This window comes from Mesorhizobium japonicum MAFF 303099 (genome assembly GCF_000009625.1).
GTDB classification, from domain to species: domain Bacteria; phylum Pseudomonadota; class Alphaproteobacteria; order Rhizobiales; family Rhizobiaceae; genus Mesorhizobium; species Mesorhizobium japonicum.
In genome coordinates this window covers 4,658,984-4,682,260 of record NC_002678.2, presented here as the reverse complement: position 1 = coordinate 4,682,260, position 23,277 = coordinate 4,658,984, and the positions used below count along the sequence as shown (strand labels likewise).

Here is a 23,277-nt window from a genome sequence, read left to right as displayed (position 1 = left end):
CTCCGGTGTCGCGGATCTGACAGCCAACAGTCGGGCTGAAACAGAGAGATGTTGGTCCCTCAGCGTCTTGTCCGATGGGCACCCGGCCTCCTGCATGGGCGGGAGGGGACCACACGGTATTAAAGCTCAAGATGAACGCCGCCGGCAAGCATCGCTAGACAGTCCCCGCAGATACTTTGACGCTGGTCCGCGAGCTGGTGCGCCTAGTGCCCGACCGCCAGATCGCGGCTCCTCAATCGCGCCGCAAGCCGACGGCGCGTTAAAGCGGCCGCGCAATCATCGATGTGAGCGTGATGACGGCGCTGCGCACTGTGTCGTCGAATTGTGGCCACTGGAGCAATCCTCGTAAAGCGAGCCAAGGTTCTTGATCTAAACGGCGGCGGCCGCCATATTAACGTAGCGCCTCTCACACGTTCGAGAGTGATCGCATTTTTGGATGCCGCCGGCTCGGGCCGTTTCGGCATCCTATTTCAACATCGGCCGCCGCTTGTTTCGAGTCATCGAATGGCCGTTCTCTGCATTTGGAGGCAAAATGACCGCAACGCCTTTCGCGCTGCCCGAGGCAGTGCTTACCGCAATCTCAAACGGAAAACCCGTAATTCAGGCATATCGGGAACATCTTGGCTATTCGACCGAGGACATTGCCGTGACCAGCGGTCTGACAGTCGAGGAGGTCGGGCTGATCGAATCTGGCCATTGTTTCGACAAGGGCTATCGCGATCGGATCGCTCGGGCGCTTGGCTTGGCTGAGAGTATCTTCGATGAAATCTCGGGTATCCCGAACGCTGCCTGACGTCGGCCTCTGAAGATTACCCGCCGCCTGCCAGGTCGGATCAAAATCCCAAGGGTATATCAATACCCTTACGGCGGCGGGGCGGTGGCAGAATTCTTATTTCTACGGAATCGATTCGCTCTGCGGGAGATCGGCCTCATGCTGGGCGACACGGATGTAACCTTGGCCCGCACGAGAGGCCAGATCTGTGGATAGAGAGAACCGGCTAGCCGCGTTGATGGTACGAGGGCATGTGGACAAAATATCCCTACCCGATGGTGGCGCCGAACTACGGCACAACGATCAGCGCTTGCGAAGTCGAGCGCTTAGGCGAAAGATTTCGGCGGAACCACCCGAGGCCATCAGGAAGATTCGTCACGATGAAAGCGATCCCTTGCCCGTTCTGCACAAGCTGCGAGGTTAGGCCATATGAAACGGACGAGGCGCGCGTTGTGATGAAACGCGAGGACTGCGGTGCATCGGGGCCGGTCTGCATCGACGAAGTCAACGCCGTCGAAAGCTGGAATTACCGTCCATCTGCCCAGCCCGAATAGGATTGTCCACGTGGCATGGCGATAGCGATGCGCCTACGCCTAATGGCCCCGGTCCGTCACCGGCGCGCAGGAGCGTATTATCTTCGTCAGCCGGTGCCGCGTTTCTCTTGCGAGCCCCCGCCAGTCAGGCCCGGCGCATGCTGGCCTACCCCCGTCAGAGTGCCAGGCCGCTCATGTCGCGCCTGCCGTACATGGCAACGAACCTTATCGCGCATCTGATCGACTGATATTGCCGATCACCTTCCGCAACTCGAGCGGCTGTAGCAGCGCATGCCGTTACATCGGATGCGCAAGTGTCGTCTGACAATCTCGCCGGAAAACTGCCGTCTCAACAATTCGGCCAGCCTGTCGTTTCGACATCGCTCACTAGCCATACTCATAAAACCTGTTCTGGTTTGCCTCGCCTTGCCTAGCCGCCGGTCGCCTGACAGCCCACATGCCGACGCAGGTTCGGTCTGCCAGCCACCGTAGGGCATGTGACGTTGGACTGTCACGTTCGACCGTATACGTCCTCAAGCCGCACGATGTCATCTTCGCCGAGATACTCGCCGCTTTGGACCTCGATCATCACCAGTCCGATATTGCCGGGGTTTTCGAGCCGGTGTTTGTGGCCGCAAGGGATATAGGTGGATTGATTAGTGGTCAGGAGTAGCTCCTGGTCGCCGTTGACTATTTTCGCAGTGCCGCTGACCACGACCCAGTGCTCGGAGCGGTGATGGTGCATCTGCAGGCTCAAGCGTCCGCCCGGCTTCACCTCGATGCGCTTGATCTTGAAGCGCTCGCTTTCCTCCAGAACCGTGTAGGTGCCCCAGGGCCGGTGCACGGTACTGTGAAGCAAGTGCGCTTCATGTCCCGCAGCCTTGAGTCCCTCGAAGAGTTTCTTGACGTCCTGGACGCGATCGCGGGATGCAACCAGCAATGCATCGGGGGAATCCACGATCACCAGGTCGCTGATGCCGACGGTGCCGATGACGCGTTTGTCCGAGCTTATGTAACTGCCCACGGTGTCGACCACATGGACATCGCCGCGAATCCTGTTGCCGCTCCCGTCAGCGGCGACCAGTTCGGCCATTGCGTTCCAAGATCCAATGTCGTTCCACCCCATTTCGCAGGGAACGACAGCGAGATTGTGGGTTTTTTCCATCACCGCATGGTCGAGTGAAATACGCGGCGCCATGGCGAAGTGCTCAGATGAGAGTTCGACGCTGGCAACATGTTCGCCGTGGCTGACGCGAGCATTATCATAGCTATCGAGAACGGCATCGATCACCTGCGGGCAATGCGCAGCCATTTCGTCGAGCATGACCTGCGCCTTGAAGCAGAAGATGCCGGCGTTCCAGAAGAAACGTTTGGACGCGACATAAGATTTGGCAGTCTCGGCGTTCGGTTTCTCGACGAACCGGACAACTTTCTCACCGTCGGCCTCGATGTAGCCGAATGCGGTGTCTGGCCTATCCGGGGTTATCCCCAAGGTTGCGATACGCCCCTGCAGCGCCTGTTCGATTGCCCGGTTCATGGCGGTTTGAAATGCGGGCAGATCACCAATCATATGGTCGGCGGGAAAAACACACAGAACAGCATCGGGACCCTGTGTTGCCTTGGCATGGACGGTTGCCGCAGCGACGGCGGCGGCGGTATCCCGACCCTCAGGCTCAAGCAGAAAGGTGCGTGGCAAAACAACGGAATCCAGCTCGTCGAAAACGTCTTTCGTAAGGAAGAGGTGCCCCGTGGACGTCACGGTAACAAGCTCCACGACATGCTGCATCGAAGCGGCGCGCAACACGGTGTGCTGGATGAGCGAAAGTCCATCCGCCACCTTGAGAAAAGGTTTGGGGTGCGATTGCCTTGAGGCGGGCCAGAGCCGCGAACCAGCTCCACCGCTGATGATGACCGGAACCACTTTCATCAAAGGTCCTCTATCTCGTCTGTAAGCGCGAACGCATGTGCCCCTTGCAGCGTCGAGGCGACGATCGCCATGGCCCTGCTCTCGGTCGAAGCTTCCGAGTAGCAGCGCAGTTCCGGGGCATTGCCGGAAGGCCGCAGATGTATGATCTCACCTGAAAGCATCCGCGCCCTGAGGCCATCGGTTTCGTCAATTTCGGCGACGGTCCCGAACGAGGCAAGAAAGTGCTGCAGTGCGTTCCGGCTTGCGAGATGATCCATCAATCTGCGCGAACTTTCCGCGGGGAAGTTCTGAAGCCGGTCACTGGCGCACACAGGAAGATTCCAAAGCCCGCGCAGTCGCGACAGCTTCTTTTTTGTCGACGCCATGGTACTGAGCACGGCCAAAATCGGGAGGAATGAGTCCCGCGTCGGCAGTGCAGTCAATGTCTTCCCATTCACGACACAATCCGAGCCCAGCAGAACACCACCATTGGCCTCAAAGCCGACGATGACGCCGCCGGCGCCGTGTAATGCTTCCATTGCTTCAATGACAAATGGAGACCCGACTTTCGTCCTCTGGACCGCGAAACCCAAGGCCTTCGAAATTCCCGAATTGGAGGTCACTGGCGTCACGATCGTGTCTGCCTTCAGGAAAAGAGCCGTTGCAAGCCCAACCAGGTCGCCGCGAAGAAGATCGCCATTTTCATCAGCGATGAGTGGCCGATCAGCGTCCGCATCGGTCGACACGATGGCATCGAGACCGAATTCGCGGACCCACTTCTTCAATTTTGCGATTGTTGCTGCGTCCACGGCTTCGGTATCGACAGGTACGAAAGTCGCGGTTTTCCCGACGGCGACCACGCTGGCACCGAGCGATCGAAGAACCTGTACCAACAGTTCCGCCGCGACCGAACTGTGCTGATAGACACCAAGTCTCATGCCGGAAAGTGAGCCCGGCTCCAGCATGTCATGGGCGCGCTCTCGATAAGAGGCGATCGCTTCTTCACAGTGCATAGGCCACGTCGTTCCCAGACAAGCCGTTGGTAAGCAATACGCAATTGATCTTTCGGCTACAAAGCGCGTAATCGCGGCCTCATCCGCCTTGCTGATTTCACCATTCGGGCCATAGAATTTGATGCCATTGCGATCGGCTGGAATGTGCGACCCGGTGACCATAAGAGCCGCCGCGCCGTGTTTGCATGCATATAGTGCCAGGGCAGGCGTGGGTATGGTGCCGCAATCGATCGGCTGGAAACCATTTGCGGCCAACGCCGCCATGCAATTGTTGGCTATCGCCTGACTGCTGTCACGTAGGTCGCGGCCTATGAAGACTGAACTATTCGGCTGAACCCGGCTGGAAATCAAACGCCAAGCGAAAGCTTCGGTATAAAGTCCGCTGGCCTTGCCGACCAATTCCGAAGCCAAACCTCGAACGCCGCTTGACCCGAATTTCATGATTTCGCTTTGCTAGTGGACAGGCAGGGTGGGGTAATGTTGCAATGGGCTAGTACTTTCTACTGCAAGCGCCATCGTTCTCAGGCACCTGCTGTTCAGGTATGCGGTCTCTACAACACGGTGTGGCGTAAGGACCCCTCAGAGTTCCGCCGAACAGCAGGGCATCCACTGGCACAGGGGCATCCACAGTTCTCCTTCTAATGGAATCTTTTGGCGGGCTCATCTAATGATCAAGGAAGTGGAGTGATCGATCGGTGCCTGCCGGTATTTCGCTATGCAGCATCATGACAGGTCCGTAAACTTGGTTGTTTGGATGGAACGCATCCATGGCATGGATAGGGCTAGAAAGCCGTCTCGATCAGCGCAATGGAACCCTGTGATTCTTGGGTAATGGATTAAGGTCAGCCAGAGCGCTCGCCGACCATGGCGTCGCCTAGGGCGCTGGACCCAAGCAGGAACCGATGCTTGGATCAGTTGGGGCGACGATCAGCGCCGACAATGTCTTGCCTTGCGACGCCCTTCAGAAAGTTGTTTCTGGAATTGCGTTCGATCAAGGCCCAGCGCAAAACCTTGATGCAGTCGTCGCCGTCGCAATCTTCGCCTTCGGCTTTGTCTACATCCATCCGTTCGAGGACGGAAACGGCCGCATTCACCGCTACCTGATCCACCACGTCCTTGCCATGCACAGCTTCAATCGCCGGGAGTGGTGTTTCCCGTCTCGGCCGCGATCCTGGACCAGATCGACGAGTACAGGCGCGTGCTGGAGAGCAATTCGAAGCGCCTTCTGCCATTGGTCGAATGGGAACCGACGCCGCAATTCAACGTCCGGGTGCTGAATGACACCGGGGATTTCTACCGATACTTCGATGCAACCCCGCACGCCGAATTTCTTTATGCCTGCCTTCGGCGGACGATCGAACGGCACCTTCCTTACGAAACAGCTTTTCTGCAGCGCTACGATCAATTCCGGCAACAGGTGAATGCCTTTATCGACACGCCCAAGCGGCTGATCGATCTGCTCTTCCGTTTCCTTAACCAGAATGGTGGCCCCTATCGAGCCGCGCCCTCGGAAAGGAATTCCCGGCTCTGACCAATGACGAAGCGCGGGCGGCTCGAGGCGATCTATGCGCAGACCAGAAAACGGCAAAGCACGCGGCAGAAGCCTTTCCCTGGGACTGCCGGTCGACCCTTGCGTTAGCGCCGAAACTCGGGACGTCAAGTTCTGGGGCAAACCGGACAAGCCGAAGGTGTGTCGGGAATGCTGCTGCGCCACGGCAGTGATTTCTGCATTATCTATACGCCTATATACGCAGTGCCGGCGTCAGCACCCCAGCGGTCGAAGATACGCGACAAGTCGCGTGCAAGTCATCTTGGGGACGCTGACAACAAGGTACGTGCGCTCAATCGCGTCCACCCCATTCACAAAACCGGCTCCGTGGAGTAGTGGGAACGCAGAGAAATCTCCGGTCGCAGCCTTACCCGGTCAAAACAAGGATTCAAACCATGAATGCCCTCGTCATCTGCTCCGGCGGATTGGACTCTGTTTCGCTCGCTCACAAGGTGGCGACCGAGCAGAAACTCATTGGCCTGCTTTCGTTCGATTACGGCCAGAGGCACAAAAAGGAACTCGGCTTTGCCGCTATCTGCGCCAAGCGGCTGGCTGTTCCGCACCAGATCGTCGATATCCGCGATGTTGGCCGGAACCTGAGCGGCTCGGCGCTGACTGATAATGTGGACGTGCCCGACGGGCACTATGCCGAAGACTCCATGAGGATCACGGTGGTGCCGAATAGGAACGCCATCATGCTGGCCATCGCCTTCGGGGTTGCCGCCGCGAAGAAGGCCGATGCGGTGGCCACTGCCGTCCACGGCGGAGATCATTTCATCTATCCCGATTGCCGGCCCGCTTTTATCGACGCCTTTCAGACGATGCAGAACCATGCCCTCGCAGGCTACGCCGATATCCGCCTGTACGCTCCGTATGTGAATATGTCGAAGGCCGACATCGTCAGCGAGGGGGCAAAGTACGCCACACCGTTCGAGGCGACGTGGTCCTGCTACAAGGGCGGTGCACGTCATTGCGGTCGCTGCGGGACATGCGTCGAACGGCGCGAAGCATTCGATCTGGCCGGCATCACCGACCCGACAGATTATGAGGACGCAGACTTCTGGCTCCACGCTATCCAGACAAGGAGCGCGTGATGTTCCGCATTACCAAAGAGTTCCACTTCTCGGCCTCGCATCAGCTCACCTCCTTGCCACCAGATCATCAGTGCGCACGTCTGCACGGCCACAACTACATCGTCGTAGTGGAGCTTTCAGGTGGCGAACTGGACGAACACGGCTTTGTGCGCGACTACCAAGATCTGGCGGCGTTCAAGCACTACATCGATGGGACGTTCGACCATCGGCATCTTAACGACGTGCTGGGGCATGACCATGCCACAGCGGAATGTCTGGCCAGGCACTTCTACGACTGGTGCAAGGTGCGGCTACCCGAAACCTCCGCCGTGCGGGTGAGCGAGACGCCGAAAACCTGGGCGGAATACCGACCATGACTTGCGCGTTGCATCCCGGAATCCGGGTGAGCGAGATTTTTGGGCCGACCATTCAGGGCGAAGGCGTGCTGATCGGCTTGCCGACGGTGTTCGTAAGAACCGGCGGGTGCGATTATCGCTGTTCCTGGTGCGACAGCCTGCATGCGGTGGACCGTCGCTTCCGCCATGATTGGGAGATGATGTCTTCCGACGCGGTTTGGCAAAAGGTCATTGCACTTTCCAGCGGTCAGCCCGTGATGGTATCGCTGTCGGGCGGCAATCCGGCCATCCAGCCGCTTGGCCAGTTGATCGACCGCGGGCATGGTGAGGGCTACCGTTTTGCATTGGAAACCCAAGGTTCGGTGTCTAAGCAATGGTTCGCGGATCTCGACGTGCTGGTACTCAGCCCCAAGCCGCCCTCAAGTGAAATGACGACAGATTGGGCCGCGTTCGACGCCTGCTTAGAGGCGGCGCAGGATAAGCCGCAGACGGCGCTCAAGCTCGTCGTCTTCGACGAAGATGACTATGCCTATGCCAAAGACGCCGCGGCGCGCTACCCGCAATTACCCGTCTATCTGCAGCCCGGCAATCACACGCCGCCGCGTCCCGGCAACGAAGACGGGTTCATCGACATGGCCGGTGTGATGAGGCGCATGGAATGGCTGGTTGAAAAAGTGACCCGTGACAGGTGGTTCGAGGCGCGTGTACTGCCGCAGCTTCATGTTCTGCTCTGGGGAAACAAACGGGGCGTCTAGCCGAAGGGGAAGGATTGCCGACGACGAGCAAGACAGACCTCTATAGCAATCTCACCCAACTGGGCGGCAGCAGCGTCGTTCCGGAAAGCCCCGAAAACACCGTGCTGGAAAAGGCACCGAAATCCGCATGAGGGCTCGCCTTATTGGGGGCGCTTCACCGCTCCTCTGGAGCGTGACTTGCTCTCGATACTACCATGCTTTTCCGCTGGGTTTGTTTGGTTGCCGATCACCGCTGCGGGACGAATGCGCTTGACAAAATAGCGACGGGCCGTTCAATTCGATGCATTCACCAGGGGAGTCCCGGCAAGGGGCTGAGATACTGCTGGCTTTCGCGGCGCAGTGACCCGTTGAACCTGATCCAGTTCATACTGGCGTAGGGACGGTGCAAGCGCTTTGCGGGAGTTTACGCCCGAGGTCCTGTTTCGGCAGGCCGACCAAAGCGTCTTTTCATCCTTCCGGCACAGAACTGGGTCTCCAATGCATGAGCAAAGGAGCCTCACGATGAATGCCCTCACCCCCGCCGTGTCGACGGGACCACTGCCCGCCTCGCGGAAAATCCACAAATCCGGCGTCCTCCACCCGCAGATCAGGGTGCCGATGCGTGAAATCTCCGTTCATCCAACGGCCGGCGAGCCGCCCGTCATCGTCTACGATCCATCAGGCCCCTATACCGACCCGACAGTCGAAACCAGCATTGAAAAGGGCCTCGCCCGGCTTCGCCATGAATGGATTACCGCGCGCGGCGATGTCGAAGCCTATGACGGCCGCCATGTCCGGCCGGAAGACAATGGATTCGCGGTGGGTGAGCGCCTGACGCCGGAATTTCCCGTTCGCAATCGGCCGCTCAGGGCCAGGTCAGGTAAGGCGGTGACGCAGCTTGCCTATGCCCGCGCCGGCATCATCACGCCTGAAATGGAGTTCGTCGCCATCCGCGAGAACCTCGGCCGCGAGATGCTGCGCGGCACGCTGCAACGCGACGGCGAAGCCTTCGGCGCATCGATCCCCGACCTCGTCACGCCGGAATTCGTGCGTGACGAGGTGGCTCACGGGCGCGCAATCATTCCCGCCAACATCAATCATCCCGAGAGCGAGCCGATGATCATCGGCCGCAATTTCCTGGTCAAGATCAACGCCAATATCGGCAACTCGGCGGTCACCTCCTCGATGGCCGAGGAGGTCGAAAAGATGGTCTGGGCGATCCGCTGGGGCGCCGATACGGTGATGGACCTGTCGACCGGTCGCAACATCCACAATATCCGCGACTGGATCGTGCGCAATGCGCCGGTGCCGATCGGCACGGTGCCGCTCTATCAGGCGCTGGAAAAGGTCGGCGGCATCGCCGAGGATCTGACCTGGGAGGTCTACCGCGACACCCTGATCGAACAGGCCGAACAGGGTGTCGACTATTTCACCATCCACGCCGGCGTGCGGCTGCACTACATCCCGCTGACCGTCGACCGGGTCACGGGCATCGTCTCGCGCGGTGGCTCGATCATGGCCAAATGGTGTCTTCACCATCACCGGGAAAGCTTCCTTTATGAGCATTTCGCGGAAGTCTGTGATATCTGCCGCGCCTATGACGTGTCCTTTTCGCTCGGCGACGGCCTTCGTCCCGGCTCGATTGCCGACGCCAACGACGCTGCGCAATTCGCCGAGCTGGAAACCCTCGGCGAGCTGACAAAGATCGCCTGGGCGAAGGATTGCCAGGTGATGATCGAGGGGCCTGGTCACGTGCCGATGCATAAGATCAAGGCGAACATGGACAAGCAGCTCGCCGTCTGCGGCGAGGCGCCGTTCTATACGCTTGGACCGCTGACGACCGACATCGCGCCGGGTTACGACCACATCACCTCAGGTATCGGCGCCGCCATGATCGGCTGGTTCGGCACCGCCATGCTCTGCTACGTCACACCCAAGGAACATCTCGGCCTTCCCGATCGCAACGACGTCAAGATTGGCGTGATCACCTACAAGATCGCAGCACACGCCGCCGACCTGGCGAAGGGGCATCCGGCGGCGAAAGTCAGGGATGACGCCCTTTCCCGCGCGCGCTTCGAGTTCCGCTGGGAGGACCAGTTCAACCTGTCGCTCGACCCTGAAACCGCGCGGTCCTTCCACGACCAGACCTTGCCCAAGGAGGCGCACAAGCTGGCGCATTTCTGCTCGATGTGCGGGCCGAAATTCTGCTCCATGCGAATATCCCACGACATCCGCGCCGAGGCACAGAAAGAGGGCATGGCGGCGATGGCGGCGAAATACCGCGAGGGCGGCGATCTCTACGTGCCCGCGGAAGAGAGCGGCGCACCGCTCATGCCGGAGGCGCATGAGCTGTCATGAAGGTGTTGATCAAAGGGGCCGGCGTCGCCGGCCTCACCGCGGCCTTCGAACTCGCCATCCGCGGCGCGGCGGTGACGGTTGCCGAGACGAGACTTAGCCTCGGCGGCAATGCGTCGTGGTTCGCGGGCGGCATGTTGGCGCCATGGTGCGAGCGTGAAAGCGCCGAGCAGCCGGTGCTCGATCTCGGACGCGACGCCGCCGACTGGTGGGATACGGCAACGCCCGGGCAGGTGACGCGGGCCGGAACACTGGTCGTGGCCGCGCCGCGCGATGCGGGCGAGCTCGACCGGTTTGCCAGTCGCACGTCGGGGTACAGGCCTTTCGATGAAAACGAAATCGCACAGCTCGAGCCGGACCTCTCCGGTCGTTTCCGCCGTGCGCTGTTCTTCCCCGACGAAGCCCATCTCGACCCGCGCCGGGCGATGGCTGCACTGCATAACAGGCTGGCGGCGATGGGCGTCGAATTCCGCTTCGGTGCCGATGCCCGGCACATTTCCGGATTCGATCGCCGGATCGACTGCACGGGGATGGCGGCAGAAGACGATGGGTTGCGCGGCGTTCGCGGCGAAATGCTGATCCTGCGTACGCCTGATGTCTCGCTGTCGCGCCCGGTCCGTCTGCTTCATCCGCGCTTTCCGCTCTATGTGGTGCCGCGTGCCGACCACCATTTCATGGTTGGGGCGACGATGATCGAAAGCCAATCCGGGGGACCGGTCACGGCGCGTTCGATGATGGAGCTTCTGGGCGCCGCCTATGCCCTCCATCCGGCCTTTGGCGAGGCCGAGATCGTTGAAACCGGTGTCGGCATCCGCCCAGCCTTTCCCGACAATCTGCCGCGTGTCGAGGCATGCGGAAGCGCCGTCGCGATCAACGGGCTTTATCGCCATGGCTTTCTTCTCGCGCCCGCCATGGCGCGCCGGGCGGCCGACCTGGTTTTCAATCAAGACGGAACCAAGGAGCTTGCTCATGAAACTGTTGGTCAACGGCAAAGCGCATGAGGTTGCCGCCACCACCCTGGCCGAGCTGCTTGCAGCGCTCGACTATGAGGGCGATTGGCTGGCGACCGCCGTCAACAGCGACCTCGTGCACAAAGCCAGCCGGGCGGAATTCCGGTTGAGCGACGGCGATCGGATCGAAATCCTCTCGCCCATGCAGGGAGGCTAGCATGTTCGAGCTTCTCGGGACGACGCTTCCTTCCCGCCTGCTTCTCGGCACCGCGCAATATCCTTCGCCGGCCATCCTTGCCGATGCGGTCAAGGCATCGGGCACGTCGGTGGTGACCGTCTCGCTGCGCCGTGAGATGGCAGGTGGCAGGGCCGGCGAGAAATTCTGGTCGTTGATCCGCTCGCTGGGCGTCAGAATCCTCCCCAACACTGCTGGCTGTCACTCCGTCAAGGAAGCGGTCACCACTGCGAAAATGGCGCGCGACGTCTTCGGTACGAGCTGGATCAAGCTCGAAGTGATCGGCAGCCACGACACGCTGCAGCCAGACGTGTTCGGCCTGGTCGAAGGCGCCCGCATCCTGTGCGAAGATGGCTTTTCGGTATTCCCCTATACCACCGACGACCTTGTCGTGGCCGAACGGCTGCTGGAGGCGGGCTGCAGGGTCTTGATGCCGTGGTGCGCGCCGATCGGTTCCGCCCTCGGACCGGTCAACATGACGGCACTGCGCTCGATGCGCGGACATTTCCCTGACGTCCCGCTGATCGTGGATGCAGGCCTCGGGCGACCGTCACACGCCGCAACGGTCATGGAGCTCGGTTTCGACGCCGTGCTCCTGAACACGGCGGTCGCCAGGGCGGCCGATCCGGTCGGCATGGCGCGTGCGTTCGGCAAGGCGGTCGATGCCGGTCGCGAAGCCTTCAGTTCAGGATTGCTCGAGCCACGCGAGGTCGCCGTGCCGTCGACGCCGATATTCGGCAGGGCGGTTTTCTCATGAAGCTCGATCCGTTCTACCTAATCGTCGACAGCGCAGCCTGGATCGAACGGCTGCTGCCGCTCGGCGTCAAGCTGGTGCAGCTGCGTATCAAGACCAAGGATGAGGCCGGGTTGCGCGCGGAAATCCGGAAGGCAACGGCCTTGTGCGCCGAGCACCAAAGCCAGCTCATCGTCAATGACCATTGGCGCCTGGCAATCGAGGAAGGCTGCAACTTCGTCCATCTCGGCCAGGAGGATTTGCAGACCGCCGACCGCGCGCGGATACGGGCAGCCGGCGTCAGGCTCGGGCTGAGCACGCATGATCATGTCGAACTGGAGACGGCCTTGTTTGCCGAGCCCGATTACATCGCGCTCGGTCCCATCTACCCAACCATCCTGAAGAAGATGAAATGGGCGCCGCAAGGGCTCAAACGAATCCGCGAGTGGAAGCGCCGGGTCGCACCTGTCCCATTGGTCGCCATTGGAGGCCTCAATCCTGACCGGCTCGACGGTGTCTTTGCGGCTGGCGTGGACAGCGCGGCCGTCGTGACCGACATCACGCTGAATGCCGATCCCGAAGCGCGCACACGAGAATGGATCGAAAAGACGGAGCGATGGCGCTGAGGCGAGAACCGCATGTGCTTGTCGTTGGCGGGTCGGACTCCAGCGGTGGAGCTGGAATTGCCCGCGATATAGAAACGGTTTCCGCCTTCGGGGTGCGAAGTTGTCTTGCCATCACCGCCGTGACAGTCCAGACGCACTCGGCTGTCGAGCACGTCAAGCTTGTGCCGTCGGAGCTTGTCGCCGCTCAGATGCGCGCCGCGTTCGCTGCCAACGCTGTCGCGGCCGTCAAGATAGGCATGATTGGGACATCGGCGGCTGTTGAGGCAGTCGGCGCTGTTTTGGTCAACCGCCAAGTGCCTGTGGTACTCGACCCGGTCCTGGCCTCTACCTCGGGACGCAATCTGCTGGCGGACGATGCCATTAATATGCTGCGCCACGATCTGATGCCGATCTGCCGGCTTGTAACGCCTAACCTGGTCGAGCTGGCTGCGTTTACCGGCTCGTCACCGGCCGCGGACGAAGAAGGGGCTTGTCGTCAGGCTGAAGAGCTATCGAGGACGGTGAGGACCGCTGTACTCGTCAAGGGCGGCCATGCACAAGGAACCCGTTGCGTCGACGTGCTTTTGCAGCCGAACCAACCGGCAGTTCGGTTCGAGGCGCCCCGCTTGCCGCGAGGGATGCGCGGAACGGGTTGCATGATGGCCAGCGCAGTCGCCGCCTCGCTTGCTCTTGGAGCGTCGCTGGAAGCGAGCGTGCGCCAAGGCAAGCAATATGTTTTCGATGCGCTTGCCGGATCGAAGGACCTCGGGCCGAAAAGCTGATCGGGCCGAACGTATCCAACGCTCCGATCAAGTCTGGCAGGCGATCGTGGGTCTACTCCTAGGACATGAAGGCCCTATCCGAGGGGTGAGAATGCGGCATACACGGTCGCTTTCGCCTATCAACAACACGCCGCTTTGAGGAGGAAGCCGCATGTCTCTGTGCCAACCGGTTGATGGGTCATCCGAAACCCGCATCTAGTCGTCGCTAGCGACCGCATGCCGCTTGGCACGTTGTTGGGTGAGCGAACGTTCGAACCGGGGTTAGCCAACTCGAGCCATAATTGCGGATTGAATCGCCGTTGCGGTATATAGGGAAGCATCTAACGACAGATTCCCAAACGCCGGTTGACAAAGGAGGTAGTTTGCACCTGCCGCTTCCAGCTGTTCAAGAAGAGCGTGTCCCGCAGAAGCTGCCGTTCCTACTACGCACAATTCCTTCTCGATTGCTGCATCGAAGGTCAGCGGCAGGTTTGGTGGAGTCGGCATGCCATTAAGATCATAAAGGAATTTAAAGCTCTTGAGCCACCGTTCGTAAGCAGGTGCGGCGAGTGAACGTGCATCTGTTTCAGAACGCCCAATCACGACCATTCGGAGCAATCCAAGAAATGGCGTTTGGTCGTCCGCCTCACTGGTGTGCTCTCGACGGAAGGCATCAGTGATTCTTCGAACGGAAGAGGAAGGTCCCACGCACGCGATGTTCACGCCATTCGCAGCGGCCCAGACTGCCGATTCCGGTCGATTGGTGGCGATCCAAGTCGGCGGATGTGGACGCTGATGAGTTCTTAGCGTCAGCGGAACGCTGTTCAACTCAAAATGGCGACCTTGATAGGATAGCGTGCCGCCCTTCAGCGCATTGATAAGAATTTCGCTGGCTTCCGCATAGTGGTTTGGCGCCGCGTCCGAGCCAATCCCGAAGTAACCCAATTCGATCGGGAGCGAGCCGCGCCCTATCCCAAGTTCGAGCCTGCCACCGCTCAATTGGTCCAGCATACAGATCTCTTCGAACGCACGTAGCGGATGATAGAGGGCAAGCAGCATTACCAACGGGCCGACACGAAGGCGCCGGGTTCGCTGGGCTACGCTCGACAAGAACAGATTCGGTGAGGGACCTCTCCCATGTGGGGTACAATGGTGCTCTGCGAGATGATATGCATAGAACCCAAGGTGATCGCACGCCTCCGCTAACATCAGGCGATCTTCGTACTGTCGGGCGATATCGGGGCCGTCCTCGTCCAGATGATCGAAGATGCCGACAGCTAGGCCTGAAGGAAAGGCCTTATCCATGATATTGTCTCCATTTTTGACGCAGAAAGTACGGTTGCTTGCGTATTCCAAGCAATTTAAAGATTTCTCGCTCGTGTAATCGCTCGGATTATTGGCTGCGAAATGCTAAAGCAGAGCCTTAGCAGCCTAACGCGGGGGTGTTGACATATTCAATATTCTGCTAATACGACTAGCGGCACGAAGAAACGCATCCATTTGCTCTTTTGTACCGATGCTGACGCGGATGTAATTTTCCAAACCTTTATCTGGAAAGACGGCAACAAGTATTTTTTGCCTTGCGAAGGCTGATTGCCACCATGAGCCGTCCTGTGCCGTTGGCACGCGGGCAAGCAAGAAGTTTGCGTGGGAAGGGATTACGGAAAATCCAAGTTGCGACAGCGCGAGCGTCACTCGCCGTCGTTCATGCCTGATGTGTCTGTGGTTGTCTGCATAGGCGGCGCGGTGCGCAAGGACGCTGATACCAACCGCCTGCCCGATCACATTCATGTTGAAGACGTTCTGGATGTTGCGTAGCCTGCCGATAATTTCAGGATGACCGAAACCGAAACCGACGCGAACGCCGGCGGCAGCATAGCTTTTCGAAAATGTCCTTAAGACCAGAAGGTTCGAATAGCGATTGATGAGGCGTAGACCATTCTCGGGTGCAAAGTCGACGTAGGCCTCATCCAGCACGATCAAGCGGTCCGATTTCGCTACCAGGCGTTCGATATCGGCCACCGGAACGAACGTTCCAGTCGGATTGTTCGGATTGGCTAGCAGAATGAACTTGGCGTCCTTTGCAGGACCGAAGAGCAATTGCTCCATCGGCAAGGAATGATCTTTGCTAAATTCGATTTCGACAAATTGAGCACCCTGCAACGTTGCAAGTTTGCGGTTGAACGAAAAACCTGGCGACATCATCGCCACGCTATCCCCCGGGGTAAGGAATGCTCTGTAGACAAGTCCAAGCAGTTCAGACGATCCGTTGCCGGCGATCACCTGATCCATGGAGACGCTGTAGGCATTCGCGGCTGCTTCTCTCAAGCTGATGTTATCGTCTTCTGGATATAGATACTGCCGTTCGAGAGCTGCAATCGCACTTTGCATTATGATTTCCGGAAGCGGGAAGGGGTTCTCATTCGTGTTTAGTTTTACCCAACTTGAATCCGGCGCTGGTGTATCGGATGGCAGAGCATCTAACTGTCTCGCCACTTGCGAAAGAGACGACAGCACACTCTGAAGTTTTGCATCGGACATGTTTTTCTCCGTTTCAGTCGCAGAGGGAATCCGGGATGAACTGATGGTCTGAGCACATGGCCGACCAACAGTGCATTCACACCGCCGTTGTCAGCACATTGACCCCGCGAGGTCGGGCGGGCTGTCCTCCCGGGTCGGATTGGCCCGACGCTCAGTCCGCATCCACTCGTCATCGGGCCAAGGCTCCGCCAACCACCAACGCTTGATTTGTCCCTGATATTTGCCTCGGTCAGCCTTTCAAGGACGCTTGATCTGATGCCGTATTTCCTCAGCGTGTATCCAATCTGGCGCGGCGTCAGTCCAAGGAGGCGCCGCCTTTGTCTGCACCGAACCATCTCTTCACGGCCGCGATGACACGCTCGCGATTTGACATACTCGTACCTTTAAAGAGGCTGCGCTGGGAGGCGCCAGCGGTGCCTGGTCGCTGACGACGGACGGGACCGTAGCGGCGGCCCAAGGAGCAGCCTCAGTCGGCCGCGTGGCCGGCCTGTCTGGCATCATCGGCCCAGTTGCGGCACCTTGTTGCCCGGTCCGCTCTTCCACGGCGCCGCGAAAAAACACTGTCCGTGGCATTCTGCCGATTGACGCTCCCGCTGCCAGGAACATGCGATGCAGCTTCACGGTCTGCCCAACCAGATTGGCGATTGTGGTGAGGAGGCGCAGGTCGTAATCGAGGAGGGAACTTGATTTGTTGTCCAAGATGCGGTCGATGGTCGGCGTGCCCACGACGTTCGCATCGACGCGAACGGGTACGCCGATGAACGAGACTTTCATGCTGTCGGACGCCCCGAGCACGTCCTTGTCGGCGGCGTTGAAAGCCGGGTCCACCGCTTGGTTGCGGATTTTGACTGGTCACGGGCAAGCGCGAAAAACGCCTTAGCCGTAAGTCGGGACGCTGCAACGTGGTCGAGTGCACAGCGGTGCGATGCCTTGCCATGGAGTTTCCTTTCATGAATCGCGACCGTCGACTGGCTTCTGCACGCCGCAACCGCACGTTGATTCACGAGACGGGAATGGGGCGGGAGAGTCAATCGAGCTTTCTTTCATTCGCGAAAGGAAACTCTGCGCTCATGATAGAATTCCATCAGTTTCATATAGCTCCGGTAGATGATATCGAACGGCAGAATGTCTGCCCCGGCGTCGCCGCGGTGCCGGTGCTGATGGCCCGGGCCATCAGCCTAATCAGCTCCTGGCAAAGCTGGGCGCAGTGGCGTGGCGACCGCCATCGCGACGATGCCATCTACGAGGGCCGACTGCGACTCCGGCGTGATTTCATTCACAATCGCGACAGCGTCTTGAGCTTTGCGCACCTCGCGGAGCTCCTGATGGCCCCCTGCCCCCGCCGACCATACAGAAGCCGACGAGCTCAGGTTGCCGTGCATGAGATCCAGCGTGGTCTCGTATGTGATCTGCCGCTTCTCGAGGGTCACGAGCGTATCGAGCACCTCCAAACTCGGCGCGTTGTCACGGAAATAGGAGCGAAAGCCGATTTCGCGGAGCTCGTGCCCCTGCAAGCGGTGGCTGCCGACGAAGACCGCCCCTTGCCGGGCCGTTTTGCGACCGTGGAAAACATCCAAGCGGCGGCCCCCCGACCTCGTCCCGCCATAGGAGGAAACGGCACCGCGACCTTGATGCAGTGTCATGGATGGATGGGGCATTATTCGGGGACCGAACCAATCCACAGAAATATTTTGTTGGTATTTTTGTTGGTCCGCGCTCCTATTGCTCCATGCCGAGGCGATTGAAAACGAACTCAAATTTTCTCTACTTGGATTCCGCCTCGGATGAGGCGAAGGCATTCATGGCCATAGGCGAGAGTTTTGCCAAGCATGAGACCGTGAAGCATTCCAGCCACGAATATCTTCGCGACACGGTCCACGTCAATTAGGTGGAGGGTTTCAATTCCCGCGTGCGGCGGACGATCGCCGGCGTCTTTCACCATATCAGCCCGCAACATGCCGACCTGTATTTCCATGAAATCGGCTTCCGCTGGTCTCAGCGCGTCGTGTCTGGAAGCGCCATTCGGAAAACTCGGCATGGCCGGGAAATCATGCGAAGGCTCTGGTCACGGGTGCCGCCAGCGCTGCAACTGCCGACTGTCTTTTGCGCCGCCACGGGACGTCAGATGCGGCGAAGCCCCGATGGTGGCATCACTATCAAATCGGCCGTAGCTGTCTTTGGTTGATAAAGGCCGGGGTAAGGATGAATGAACGCAGCAATGTAGACAGGCTCGTTTTTGGAAGAGACCTCTAAGTCGAGGGCGAATACCTTGTCGCTAGTCTAGGAAGGGGTCTGCGCCGGCGCGCGACGGCGCCTGTCGGGCTTCTCCGCGGTCCTCTCCAATATCATGAGCAATGCGCCGGCCGTGCTGGCGCCCAGGCCCTTCATACCGGTCTGGAAACCCGGATGTGCCTGGCCTGATTGTCGCCATGAGTTCCACGCTGGTCGACAACTTTACGCTGCTCGGCTAGGTCGCCAGACTGATCTTCCCCGAGCAGGCGCAGATCGCTGGCACAGATCTCAGTTTTGGGCGTTTTCTTCAAGGCCGGACTGCCGCTGAAGCTGATCACGCTCCATAACGGTTCGGTTGCTATGCGCAAGGCCTCGGTCGTGCTCCTATATTCCACGGAGAATTACTCATGGCTGCTTACGCAACGTTTCTTAACACCGATTTTAATAGCGCAAAAGGATTTCCGACGTAATGCTGCAGTGCAACAGAACGGTCTTTGAGCGTGCCGTTTATGCACTGTCACCAGGAGATCCGAATGCTCGAACAGACCCCAGACAAACCGCACGAGCCTTTGGCGCAACAGACCCTTCCCGCTGAGAAGTTCCGCAAGTCGCGGTCGCTGCGATTAATGTTCGCGATCGTCCTCTTGGGCGGTAGCTCTTTTGCCATCTATGCCTACAGCAGCGCTCGCCCTTCGGACGCCGTCGCGCTCGCAACTGTCGCACCGGCGCCTCCCATTGTGGTCAAGGCAGCGCAGGCGCAACTTGGGAACGTTCCGATCTGGGTCACAGGGCTCGGAACCGTGCAACCCTTCAACAGCGTGACAGTCAAGCCTCGCGCCAATGGGCAGATCAACGATATCGTCTTCACTGAAGGCCAGATGGTGCATGCGCACGATGTGCTCGCCCGCCTGGACCCGAAACCCTTCCTTGGACCTCTGCATCAGGCCGAAGCGACGCTGGCCAAGGATCAGGCACAACTCACCAATGCTCAAGCTGATCTGCAACGCGTTTCGAGCCTTGCCCAGAAAGGCTTTGCCACGGGCCAGGTCCTCGATACGCAAAAGGCGCAGATCGCCCAGACGGAGGCGACGATTTTGGCGGACAAAGCCGCCATCGAGAACGCGCAGACCCAGATAGACTACACCACCATCACCTCGCCGATCGACGGCGTGGCGGGCATACGGATGATCGATGCGGGCAACATGATCACTTCGACCGATCTGGGGATTGTGACAATCAATCAGCTCGAGCCGATTTCGGTCGTGTTTACCGTGCCGGCGGACGCCGTCGCTGACTGGCCGGTCGGAACGCCAGCGTCCGCGATTTCCGTCACCGCCCTAGCGGCCAACGATAGCAGGATGCTCGACACGGGAACTTTGAGCCTCGTCGACAATCATATCGATCCCGCGACGGCTACCATCAAATTGAAGGCGACTTTCCCGAACAAGGACCATCAACTGAAGCCGGGGCAGTTCGTCAGTGCCCTGTTCCAGAGCGTGCTCCTGTCCGAGGCGACTTCGGTTCCATCAAGTGCCGTTCAGCAGTCGGCCAACGGCACTTACGTCTATCTGGTCAAGCCGGAGGACTCGACGCTGGTCCAGCGCAAGGTGACGGTCAAACGCGTAGCCGGCGACGTCACCGTGATTGCTTCGGGCTTGAATGCCGGCGATACGGTCGTCACCGAGGGGCAATACAGCCTGAAGCCCGGGATGAAAGTGTCGACGCAGAGCGCCGGATCGCAGGACGCGGCAGGCGAAGCTTTGGGCCATCGAAGGGATCGAGTGTGAGCGTCTCCAACATATTCGTCCAGCGTCCAATTGCGACCGGGCTGCTGACGCTCGGCATCGTGCTCGTGGGCATGGTTGCGTACATGCTTCTGCCGATCTCGTCGCTGCCTCAGGTCGATTTTCCGACCATCGCTGTAGAGTCCACGTTGCCCGGCGCCAAAGCGGAAACGATGGCGAGCACGGTAGCGAGCCCGCTCGAACAGCAATTCTCGACCATACCCGGCCTAGCCCAGATGACGTCGACGAGTACGCTCGGCAAAACCGACATGACGCTGCAGTTCGATCTCAGCCGCAATATCGACAGCGCGGCCCAGGACGTTCAGGCGGCGATCAACGCGGCGAGCGGCTCATTGCCAAAGGCAATGCAAAGTCCGCCCACCTACCACAAGGTCAATCCGGCACTGTTCACCGTGATCTCCATCGTGCTGCAGTCGGACACGATCCCCCTCCCGCTGGTCATGGATGCGGCGTCTAATATGGTTGCCCAGACCTTGTCCCAGATTCCGGGAGCCGGCTTCGTGGACATGCCCGGTTCTTCGAAATCGGCCATCCGAATCCAGCTCGATCCCATGAAGCTGGCCAGCCTCGGGATGAGCCTCGAAGACGTTCGGTCCGCGCTGGTAGTGGGGACGACCAACGGACCCAAGGGCACTCTCGAAGGCGCGCAGCGCTCGGTCACGCTCGACGCCAATAACCAACTCCTCACCTCGGCGGACGCGAGCGCGGCAATCATCGCCTACCGCAACGGATCTCCGATAAGGATCAGCGATATCGGACGCGCGATCGACAGCGTCGAAAACACGACGTTGGGTGCATGGTACAATAATCGGAAGGCTGTCCTCATAGACGTTCATCTGCAGTCGGGCGCTAACGCGGTTGACGTCGTGAATGGCGTCAAGGCCGCCCTGCCAGGACTGCGGTTGCGCCTCCCTCCCTCCGTCCAGATCATGACGGCGGGTGACTCTACGGTTGCCGTTCGCGCAGCCGTGGCCGACGTCCAGTTCACACTCATGATTACGATCGGGTTGGTTGTCCTCACGATCTTCCTATTCCTCAAGAGCATGAGCGCGACCATCATTCCGGCCGTCACGATTCCCGTTTCCCTGATCGGCACATTTGGCGTGATGTATTTGTTGGGTTACTCGCTGGACAACATTTCGCTGATGGGACTCACGATCGCCGTAGGGTTTGTCGTCGACGATGCGATCGTCGTGATCGAGAACATCGTCCGGCACATCGAGGGCGGCGAATCCCCTCTTGAGGCCACCTTGAAGGGGGCGAGCGAGATCGGCTTTACGGTCGTTTCCATGACCGCATCGCTGATCGCGGTCTTTATCCCGCTGCTTCTGATGAGCAGCATGGTCGGCCGGCTGTTCCGGGAGTTCTCCGTCACCATAGCGGTAGCGCTCATCATTTCGGCGCTCGTTTCGCTCACCCTTACGCCTATGATGTGCGCCCTGATGATCAAAGGCCATGGTCACGAAGCCAAGCCCAACCGCTTATCCAGCCTGCTCGAGCGCGGCTTCGACTTCATCCAGCGGGGTTATAGCCGTTCGCTCCGCGTCGTGGTCGGACATCCAAGGCTTGTTCTCCTCTGCTTTTTCGCAACGCTGGCTGTAACGGCGGAGTTGTTCCTAGCGATCCCGAAGGGCTTCTTCCCACAACAGGACCTCGGGCTGATTTCCGGGTCCACGCAGGCCGCGCAGGATATCTCCTTCCAAGCGATGGCAGCCAAGCAGCAGGCCGTTGTCGATCTCATCCTGAAAGATCCGGCGGTCGACACGGTCCGGTCCACCCTCGGCGGCTCCGGGCGCATGAACTCCGGCAACTTGCAGATCGTCCTCAAGCCGCTGTCGGAACGATCCGTGTCCGCGGATCAGGTGATTGCACGCCTCCGCAAGGAAACGGCCGGTGTGTCCGGCGTCAGCGTGGGCATGCAGGCTGTACAGGGCATCAACGTGGGCGCACGCGGCTCCCAGACGCAGTTCCAGTACACCTTGCAGGACCCCAACCTGCCCGAACTGTACAGATGGGCCGACACGATGACCGCCGAATTGCGCAAGCTTCCTCAGGTCCGAGACGTTGCGAATGACCTGCAAGCCGTGGCGCCGCATGCCAGCATCGCTGTCGACAGGGACACGGCATCACGCCTCGGCATCACGCCGCAGGCGATCGACGACACACTCTACGACGCATTCGGTCAGCGGCAGGTCACGACGATCTTCACCCAAGCCGACCAGCACAAAATCGTCATGGAGATCGATCCGAAATACCGAGTCGATGCAGGCGCGCTTGATGCGATCTATGTCGGAAGCAATTCGGGCAAGCAGGTTCCGCTCAGCGCTTTCGCCAAGGTCAGTAGCTCCGTGGCGCCGCTGACGATCAACCATCAGGGCTTGTTCCCTTCCGTAACGCTGAGTTTCAATCTCGCGCCCAACGTCGCCCTCGGGGACGCGGTTACGGCGGTCGAAGCCATGCAGGCACGGATTCGCATGTCCGCGACGGTGCAGACCGGGTTCCAGGGCACCGCACAGGCCTTCCAGGCCTCGCTCAGCACGCAGCCGATGCTAATCGTGGCAGCCCTGATCGCCGTGTACATCGTTCTCGGCATGCTTTACGAGAGCGTGATCCACCCGATAACCATTCTGTCGACCTTGCCTTCAGCGGGAGTGGGCGCCCTCGCGACGCTTATGCTTGTTGGTGGTCAGCTTGATGTCATGGGGCTTGTCGGCATCATCCTGCTCATCGGCATCGTGAAGAAGAATGCGATTATGATGATCGACTTTGCATTGTCAGCCGAGCGGGACCGCGGCTTGCCGCCAAAGGAAGCCATTATCCAAGCCTGCATCTTGCGGTTCCGGCCCATCACAATGACCACGCTCTGTGCGCTGTTGGGCGCGCTGCCGCTCGCTTTAGGTACTGGCGTCGGTTCGGAACTCAGACGCCCGCTCGGCATCGCGATCGTGGGCGGACTCTGCGTGTCGCAGCTGCTGACGCTGTACACCACGCCGGTCATCTACCTCTACATGCAGCAGTTTGCAGGCTTGATGATGGGCGTCAAGTATCGGATCATCGGGCGTCGGCCCGCGCTCCCCGCAGTCCCGGCAGAATAGGTTGGGGAGCGGCCGTGCTTGGCCCGCTG

At 59.6% G+C, this 23,277-nt stretch carries 20 protein-coding genes, 2 pseudogenes and 1 riboswitch; of the genes and pseudogenes, 15 read left to right on the top strand and 7 right to left on the bottom strand.

The window, feature by feature from the left end:
• The first annotated feature begins 532 nt into the window (after positions 1-532).
• Positions 533-793, top strand: a complete 261-nt coding sequence (locus tag MAFF_RS23785; RefSeq protein WP_006333988.1) for a transcriptional regulator — start codon at positions 533-535, stop codon at positions 791-793.
• A gap of 1,023 nt (positions 794-1,816) precedes the next feature.
• On the opposite strand, the gene MAFF_RS23775 is transcribed toward MAFF_RS23785, so the two are convergent.
• The 3 genes from MAFF_RS23775 to MAFF_RS41320 form a co-directional block, all read right to left on the bottom strand.
• Positions 1,817-3,232 carry a mannose-1-phosphate guanylyltransferase/mannose-6-phosphate isomerase gene (locus MAFF_RS23775; protein ID WP_010913522.1) on the bottom strand — a complete coding sequence of 472 codons (1,416 nt, stop codon included), beginning with the start codon at positions 3,230-3,232 and terminating at the stop codon, positions 1,817-1,819.
• Positions 3,232-4,665: a phosphomannomutase gene (locus MAFF_RS23770; RefSeq protein ID WP_010913521.1), complete on the bottom strand. Its 1,434-nt coding sequence runs from the start codon at positions 4,663-4,665 to the stop codon at positions 3,232-3,234. Before MAFF_RS23770 ends, MAFF_RS23775 begins: the two co-directional genes overlap by 1 nt.
• 470 nt (positions 4,666-5,135) lie before the next feature.
• Entirely contained in the window at positions 5,136-5,351 is a 216-nt protein-coding gene (locus MAFF_RS41320; RefSeq protein ID WP_052292096.1) for a hypothetical protein, read from the bottom strand.
• On the opposite strand from MAFF_RS41320, the gene MAFF_RS41460 reads away from it, so the two are divergent.
• From MAFF_RS41460 to MAFF_RS23720, 11 genes are all read left to right on the top strand, one after another.
• Complete coding sequence (locus MAFF_RS41460; protein ID WP_244673241.1) at positions 5,259-5,501, top strand: Fic family protein; 243 nt, start codon at positions 5,259-5,261, stop codon at positions 5,499-5,501. The genes MAFF_RS41320 and MAFF_RS41460 overlap by 93 nt on opposite strands.
• Positions 5,423-5,755, top strand: a complete 333-nt coding sequence (locus tag MAFF_RS41315) for a hypothetical protein (RefSeq protein ID WP_341872702.1) — start codon at positions 5,423-5,425, stop codon at positions 5,753-5,755. The genes MAFF_RS41460 and MAFF_RS41315 overlap by 79 nt, the downstream gene beginning before the upstream one ends.
• A 413-nt stretch (positions 5,756-6,168) precedes the next feature.
• The gene (gene queC / locus MAFF_RS23760) at positions 6,169-6,867 is read left to right on the top strand and encodes a 7-cyano-7-deazaguanine synthase QueC (protein ID WP_010913518.1); all 699 of its coding nucleotides are present in this window, start codon (positions 6,169-6,171) and stop codon (positions 6,865-6,867) included.
• Positions 6,867-7,223 (top strand): 6-carboxytetrahydropterin synthase QueD, encoded by a 357-nt coding sequence (queD, locus tag MAFF_RS23755; protein ID WP_044548957.1) that lies wholly within the window; start codon positions 6,867-6,869, stop codon positions 7,221-7,223. The genes queC and queD overlap by 1 nt, the downstream gene beginning before the upstream one ends.
• Complete coding sequence (queE, locus tag MAFF_RS23750) at positions 7,220-7,957, top strand: 7-carboxy-7-deazaguanine synthase QueE (RefSeq protein WP_010913516.1); 738 nt, start codon at positions 7,220-7,222, stop codon at positions 7,955-7,957. Before queD ends, queE begins: the two co-directional genes overlap by 4 nt.
• A 281-nt stretch (positions 7,958-8,238) precedes the next feature.
• A riboswitch (TPP riboswitch) is annotated at positions 8,239-8,355 on the top strand.
• A 103-nt stretch (positions 8,356-8,458) separates the two neighbouring features.
• Entirely contained in the window at positions 8,459-10,294 is a 1,836-nt protein-coding gene (thiC, locus tag MAFF_RS23745; RefSeq protein WP_044548955.1) for a phosphomethylpyrimidine synthase ThiC, read from the top strand.
• Positions 10,291-11,292: a glycine oxidase ThiO gene (thiO, locus tag MAFF_RS23740; protein WP_010913514.1), complete on the top strand. Its 1,002-nt coding sequence runs from the start codon at positions 10,291-10,293 to the stop codon at positions 11,290-11,292. The genes thiC and thiO overlap by 4 nt, the downstream gene beginning before the upstream one ends.
• Positions 11,261-11,458, top strand: coding sequence for a sulfur carrier protein ThiS (thiS, locus tag MAFF_RS23735; protein ID WP_010913513.1), 198 nt, complete (start codon positions 11,261-11,263; stop codon positions 11,456-11,458). The genes thiO and thiS overlap by 32 nt, the downstream gene beginning before the upstream one ends.
• 1 nt (position 11,459) lies before the next feature.
• A complete protein-coding gene (locus MAFF_RS23730) occupies positions 11,460-12,233 on the top strand; it encodes a thiazole synthase (protein ID WP_010913512.1) in 774 nt (257 codons plus the stop codon).
• Positions 12,230-12,835: a thiamine phosphate synthase gene (locus MAFF_RS23725; protein ID WP_010913511.1), complete on the top strand. Its 606-nt coding sequence runs from the start codon at positions 12,230-12,232 to the stop codon at positions 12,833-12,835. The genes MAFF_RS23730 and MAFF_RS23725 overlap by 4 nt, the downstream gene beginning before the upstream one ends.
• Positions 12,826-13,596: a hydroxymethylpyrimidine/phosphomethylpyrimidine kinase gene (locus MAFF_RS23720; protein WP_010913510.1), complete on the top strand. Its 771-nt coding sequence runs from the start codon at positions 12,826-12,828 to the stop codon at positions 13,594-13,596. The genes MAFF_RS23725 and MAFF_RS23720 overlap by 10 nt, the downstream gene beginning before the upstream one ends.
• 261 nt (positions 13,597-13,857) lie before the next feature.
• Here the strand turns inward: MAFF_RS23720 and MAFF_RS23715 are convergent, their stop codons facing one another.
• The 4 genes and pseudogenes from MAFF_RS23715 to MAFF_RS23700 form a co-directional block, all read right to left on the bottom strand.
• On the bottom strand, positions 13,858-14,880 hold the full coding sequence (locus MAFF_RS23715; protein WP_010913509.1) for an LLM class flavin-dependent oxidoreductase: 1,023 nt from the start codon (positions 14,878-14,880) through the stop codon (positions 13,858-13,860).
• A 126-nt stretch (positions 14,881-15,006) separates the two neighbouring features.
• Complete coding sequence (hisC, locus tag MAFF_RS23710) at positions 15,007-16,116, bottom strand: histidinol-phosphate transaminase (protein WP_010913508.1); 1,110 nt, start codon at positions 16,114-16,116, stop codon at positions 15,007-15,009.
• A 600-nt stretch (positions 16,117-16,716) separates the two neighbouring features.
• Positions 16,717-16,959, bottom strand: a pseudogene (locus tag MAFF_RS37935) (GAF domain-containing protein); the annotation flags it as partial.
• Between the two features lie 335 nt (positions 16,960-17,294).
• Positions 17,295-17,693 carry a hypothetical protein gene (locus MAFF_RS23700; RefSeq protein WP_193363995.1) on the bottom strand — a complete coding sequence of 133 codons (399 nt, stop codon included), beginning with the start codon at positions 17,691-17,693 and terminating at the stop codon, positions 17,295-17,297.
• Positions 17,694-17,896: 203 nt separating this feature from the next.
• On the opposite strand from MAFF_RS23700, the pseudogene MAFF_RS37930 reads away from it, so the two are divergent.
• The 3 genes and pseudogenes from MAFF_RS37930 to MAFF_RS23685 form a co-directional block, all read left to right on the top strand.
• Positions 17,897-18,301, top strand: a pseudogene (locus tag MAFF_RS37930) (transposase); the annotation flags it as partial.
• Positions 18,302-18,881: 580 nt separating this feature from the next.
• The gene (locus MAFF_RS23690; protein WP_010913503.1) at positions 18,882-20,135 is read left to right on the top strand and encodes an efflux RND transporter periplasmic adaptor subunit; all 1,254 of its coding nucleotides are present in this window, start codon (positions 18,882-18,884) and stop codon (positions 20,133-20,135) included.
• Positions 20,132-23,248: an efflux RND transporter permease subunit gene (locus tag MAFF_RS23685; protein ID WP_010913502.1), complete on the top strand. Its 3,117-nt coding sequence runs from the start codon at positions 20,132-20,134 to the stop codon at positions 23,246-23,248. The genes MAFF_RS23690 and MAFF_RS23685 overlap by 4 nt, the downstream gene beginning before the upstream one ends.
• Positions 23,249-23,277 lie beyond the last annotated feature (29 nt).

What these genes read in the sequence shown, in the direction of transcription:
- MAFF_RS23770 (WP_010913521.1), bottom strand. Translation starts at nt 4,665, where the DNA reads ATGAAATTCGGGTCAAGCGGCGTTCGAGGTTTGGCTTCGGAATTGGTC.
- MAFF_RS23730 (WP_010913512.1), top strand. Translation starts at nt 11,460, where the DNA reads ATGTTCGAGCTTCTCGGGACGACGCTTCCTTCCCGCCTGCTTCTCGGC.
- MAFF_RS23725 (WP_010913511.1), top strand. Translation starts at nt 12,230, where the DNA reads ATGAAGCTCGATCCGTTCTACCTAATCGTCGACAGCGCAGCCTGGATC.
- MAFF_RS23775 (WP_010913522.1), bottom strand. Translation starts at nt 3,232, where the DNA reads ATGAAAGTGGTTCCGGTCATCATCAGCGGTGGAGCTGGTTCGCGGCTC.
- queC (WP_010913518.1), top strand. Translation starts at nt 6,169, where the DNA reads ATGAATGCCCTCGTCATCTGCTCCGGCGGATTGGACTCTGTTTCGCTC.
- queD (WP_044548957.1), top strand. Translation starts at nt 6,867, where the DNA reads ATGTTCCGCATTACCAAAGAGTTCCACTTCTCGGCCTCGCATCAGCTC.
- hisC (WP_010913508.1), bottom strand. Translation starts at nt 16,116, where the DNA reads ATGTCCGATGCAAAACTTCAGAGTGTGCTGTCGTCTCTTTCGCAAGTG.
- MAFF_RS23720 (WP_010913510.1), top strand. Translation starts at nt 12,826, where the DNA reads ATGGCGCTGAGGCGAGAACCGCATGTGCTTGTCGTTGGCGGGTCGGAC.
- MAFF_RS23715 (WP_010913509.1), bottom strand. Translation starts at nt 14,880, where the DNA reads ATGGATAAGGCCTTTCCTTCAGGCCTAGCTGTCGGCATCTTCGATCAT.
- queE (WP_010913516.1), top strand. Translation starts at nt 7,220, where the DNA reads ATGACTTGCGCGTTGCATCCCGGAATCCGGGTGAGCGAGATTTTTGGG.
- MAFF_RS23785 (WP_006333988.1), top strand. Translation starts at nt 533, where the DNA reads ATGACCGCAACGCCTTTCGCGCTGCCCGAGGCAGTGCTTACCGCAATC.
- thiS (WP_010913513.1), top strand. Translation starts at nt 11,261, where the DNA reads ATGAAACTGTTGGTCAACGGCAAAGCGCATGAGGTTGCCGCCACCACC.
- thiO (WP_010913514.1), top strand. Translation starts at nt 10,291, where the DNA reads ATGAAGGTGTTGATCAAAGGGGCCGGCGTCGCCGGCCTCACCGCGGCC.
- MAFF_RS23690 (WP_010913503.1), top strand. Translation starts at nt 18,882, where the DNA reads ATGCTCGAACAGACCCCAGACAAACCGCACGAGCCTTTGGCGCAACAG.
- thiC (WP_044548955.1), top strand. Translation starts at nt 8,459, where the DNA reads ATGAATGCCCTCACCCCCGCCGTGTCGACGGGACCACTGCCCGCCTCG.